The 3348-nt window shown below is 72.2% G+C and carries 5 protein-coding genes; all 5 read left to right on the top strand.

Annotation, left to right across the window (positions count from 1 at the left end):
• Positions 1–259 (top strand): PDZ domain-containing protein (locus FW784_RS13225; RefSeq protein ID WP_149353795.1); only part of this gene is annotated, 259 nt, incomplete at its 5' end.
• Between the two features lie 21 nt (positions 260–280).
• The gene (locus FW784_RS13230) at positions 281–727 is read left to right on the top strand and encodes a hotdog fold thioesterase (RefSeq protein ID WP_149353796.1); all 447 of its coding nucleotides are present in this window, start codon (positions 281–283) and stop codon (positions 725–727) included.
• Positions 728–769: 42 nt separating this feature from the next.
• Positions 770–1573 (top strand): lysophospholipid acyltransferase family protein, encoded by an 804-nt coding sequence (locus FW784_RS13235; protein ID WP_149353797.1) that lies wholly within the window; start codon positions 770–772, stop codon positions 1571–1573.
• Positions 1574–1577: 4 nt separating this feature from the next.
• The gene (locus FW784_RS13240; protein WP_149353798.1) at positions 1578–2564 is read left to right on the top strand and encodes a YheT family hydrolase; all 987 of its coding nucleotides are present in this window, start codon (positions 1578–1580) and stop codon (positions 2562–2564) included.
• A 42-nt stretch (positions 2565–2606) separates the two neighbouring features.
• Positions 2607–3348: tetratricopeptide repeat protein (locus FW784_RS13245; protein WP_149353799.1), on the top strand; the 742-nt coding region annotated here is incomplete at its 3' end.

Raw genomic sequence — 3348 nt, forward strand, 5'->3', positions numbered from 1 at the left:
GGGCCTGCTGAGCCCCGTGCTCGAGCAGGTCACCGTCTCGCGCGTGACGCCCGGTTCGCCCGCGGCCCGCGCCGGGCTGCACGTCGGCGACCGCATCGTCAGCCTCGACGGCCAGACGATCCGCGGCACCGCCGCCCGTCCCGTTGCCGCACGCCTGCAGGATCTGCATGCCGGCCAGCACGTGCGACTCGCGATCGAACGCCCGGGCGCCCGCCTGGACCTCGAGCTGGTCGCCGAAGCGCCGAAGACCGCGCCGTAGTCGAGCCGGTATCGTGGCGCGATGACCGACGCCGCCTCCCCCTCCCCCTTCCGCAGCACCGCCACGCTCGCCGACCTCAACGCGCTGTCCGCCGGGACGGCGATGGTGCCGCTGGGCATCGTGTTCACCGAGCGCGGCCCCGATTTCCTGCGCGGCACGATGCCGGTCGACGAACGCACGCGGCAGCCGTATGGCCTGCTCCACGGCGGCGCCTCGGTGCTGCTGGCCGAGACGCTCGGCTCGACCGCCGGCAACCTGTGCGTGCCCGAGGACCGCATCTGCGTCGGTATCGAGATCAACGCCAACCACCTGCGCGGCGTGCGCGACGGCGTGGTCACGGGCACCGCGCGGCCGTTGCACCTGGGCGCCAGCACGCACGTGTGGGAAATCCGCATCGAAGACGCACGCGGCCGCCTGGCCTGCGTTTCGCGGCTGACGCTCGCCGTGGTGCCGCGCACCACGCAGTGACCGGCGCCCCGGTCGACGCATCGCTCCGGTAGGCTTTCGCCGATGATCGCGCCGACCTCCCCCGACGGCGCCGCATCGCCGGGCGGCGTCGTCCTGCGCGTGCCGCGCTACCTGATCCGCGTGCCCCTGCTGCTCTGGCATGCGCTGGTGCACCTGCCGCTGCTCCTTTTGCTTCTCACGCCGCCGACCCGCGCCTGGCGTTGGGGCGACGAGTTGTTCCAGCACCGCGCCATCCGCATGTGGCAGTGGGGGCTGATGTGGATCGTGGGGTTCCGGCTGCGTCGCGCCGGCACGCCGCTTGCGGGCGCGACGATGTTCGTCGCCAACCACGTCGGCTGGGTCGACATCTCGATGCTGCACACGCAACGGATGATGGGTTTCGTCGCGAAGGACGAAATCGCGCGTTGGCCGCTGATCGGCACGCTGGCCGCGCGTGCGCAGACGATCTACCACCGCCGCGGCAACGCCGAGTCGCTGGGTGGCGTGATGAGCGAGATGGTGCGCCAGCTGCGCGCCGGCCATTCGGTCGGCGTGTTCCCCGAGGGCGGCACGCGCGGTGGCGGCGAGATCGGCCCGTTCCACGCGCGCATATTCACCGCGGCGGTGGAGGCCGGCGCGCCGGTGCAGCCGGTCGCCCTGGTCTACGGCGAGCACGGCGCGGCGCAACGCACGGTCGCCTTCGCGAAAGGCGAGACCTTCTTCGCCAACTTCCTGCGCCTGCTCGGCGAACCCGCGCGAAGCGCCACCGTGCATTTCCTCGAGCCGATCCCGGCAGGTACCGAGGAAGGCCGGCGGCGCATCGCGGAGCTCGCGCGCCAGCGCATCGTCGACGCGATGGGCACCTGAGCCGATGCGTTCGACGGACTTCGCGCCGCCGCGCTGGCTGCGCAATGCGCATGTGCAGACGGTGCTGGGCACCAGCGTGCTGCGCAGCCGCATCGGCAGCGCACGCCTCGCCGCCAACAGCGTCACGACGACACCGCACGTCATCGACGCCGGCGAGGGCGTGCGCCTGTCGGGCCTGCACGACGGACCCGCCGGCGAGTCGAAAGGCCTTGCGCTGCTGCTGCACGGCTGGGAAGGCAGCGTCGATTCCAGCTACATGCGCCTGAGCGCCGCGGCATTGCTGGCGCGCGGCTGGTCGACGTTCCGGCTCAACTTCCGCGACCACGGCGACAGCCACCACCTCAACGAAGACATCTTCCATTCCGGACGCATCGACGAAGTGGTGCGCGCGGCCGTCGAAGTCGCGCGACGTTTCCCGGCGCCGCGCATGGTCGCTGCCGGCTATTCGCTTGGCGGCAACTTCACCTTGCGGCTCGCGCTGCATGCGCCTGCCGCGGGCTTGCAGCTCGAGCGCGTCGCCGCGGTCTGCCCGGTCCTGGACCCGGCACGCACGATGGACGCGATGGACCGCGGACTCGGCGTGTATCGACGCTATTTCGAGCGCAAGTGGCGCAGCTCCCTGCAGCGCAAGCGCGCGCTGTTCCCGCACCTGGCATATCTCGACGACCGCACGCTCGGGCAGCGCCTGCGCGAGCTCACCCGCTCGCTGGTCGAGGGCCATACCGACTACGGCTCGCTCGACGGTTACTTCGACCGCTACACGATCGCTGGCGACCGCCTGGCGTCGCTGTCCGTGCCGGCCGAGATCCTGACCGCCGCGGACGACCCGGTGATCCCTGTCGCCGATTTCGAGCGCCTCGTGCTGGCCCCGTCGACACGACTCACCGTCACCGCGCACGGCGGCCACTGCGGCTTCGTGCGCGATGCGCGGCTCGACGGCTTCGCCGAGCACTGGCTCGCCGCGGTGCTGGACACGCGGGCCTCCGGCTAGCGCCCGCTACAATCGGCGATTGCTTCGACCTCCGGATATTCCATGTACGACACCGTCCTCGCCGCGCTCCGCCGGGGCGCCGCCGACGAGGCGCTTCCCGCGGCCCAGACGCTCGTCGAGCAGCAGCCCGACGACATCGGCGCGTTGCGCCTGCTCGCCGCCGCCCAGCGCCTTTCCGGCGAGGGCGAAGCCGCGCTCGCCACGCTCGACCGGGCACTCGACCTCGCGCCCGAGGATGCCGACCTGCACCTCGAACGCGCCGGCCTGCTGCTGCAGGCGCGCGACCTCGATCGCGCGCAGGCGGCACTGGCGCGCAGCGTCGGGCTCGATCCGAACCAGTTCCCCGCGTACATCATCCAGGCGCAGCTCGCGCTCGGTCGCGGCGACCTCGACGAGGCCGAACGCCTCGTGCGCACCGCAGCGCGCATCGCGCCCGAGCATCCGCAGATCAGCGCCGTCGAAGGCATGCTCGCCTTGCGTCGCGGTCGCCCCGACGAAGCGCTCGGTCTGCTTTCCCAGGCCGCGGACCTCGCGCCCGACGAGCCGATGCTGCGCCACGCGCTCGGCTTCGCCTACCTGGCCAAAGGCCACCTGGCGTTCGCCGAGCAGGCGTTCCGCGGCGTGCTGCAGACCACGCCCGACAGCCAGCCGTTGCGCGCGCTGGTAGCCGATCTCATGCGCCAGCAGGGCCGCCCGGCGGAAGCCGCCGACGAGCTGGCGCCGATGCTGGACGACGGCTCCGCAAGCCCCGCGCTGCACCGGCTGGTTGGCGAACTCGAACTCG

Origin of the sequence: Cognatilysobacter lacus (genome assembly GCF_008274655.1) — a bacterium.
In the GTDB taxonomy this organism is placed as follows: Bacteria; Pseudomonadota; Gammaproteobacteria; order Xanthomonadales; family Xanthomonadaceae; genus Cognatilysobacter; species Cognatilysobacter lacus.

Coding starts and splice junctions, on each gene's coding strand:
- FW784_RS13230 (WP_149353796.1), top strand. CDS start 281: ATGACCGACGCCGCCTCCCCCTCCCCCTTCCGCAGCACCGCCACGCTC.
- FW784_RS13235 (WP_149353797.1), top strand. CDS start 770: ATGATCGCGCCGACCTCCCCCGACGGCGCCGCATCGCCGGGCGGCGTC.
- FW784_RS13240 (WP_149353798.1), top strand. CDS start 1,578: ATGCGTTCGACGGACTTCGCGCCGCCGCGCTGGCTGCGCAATGCGCAT.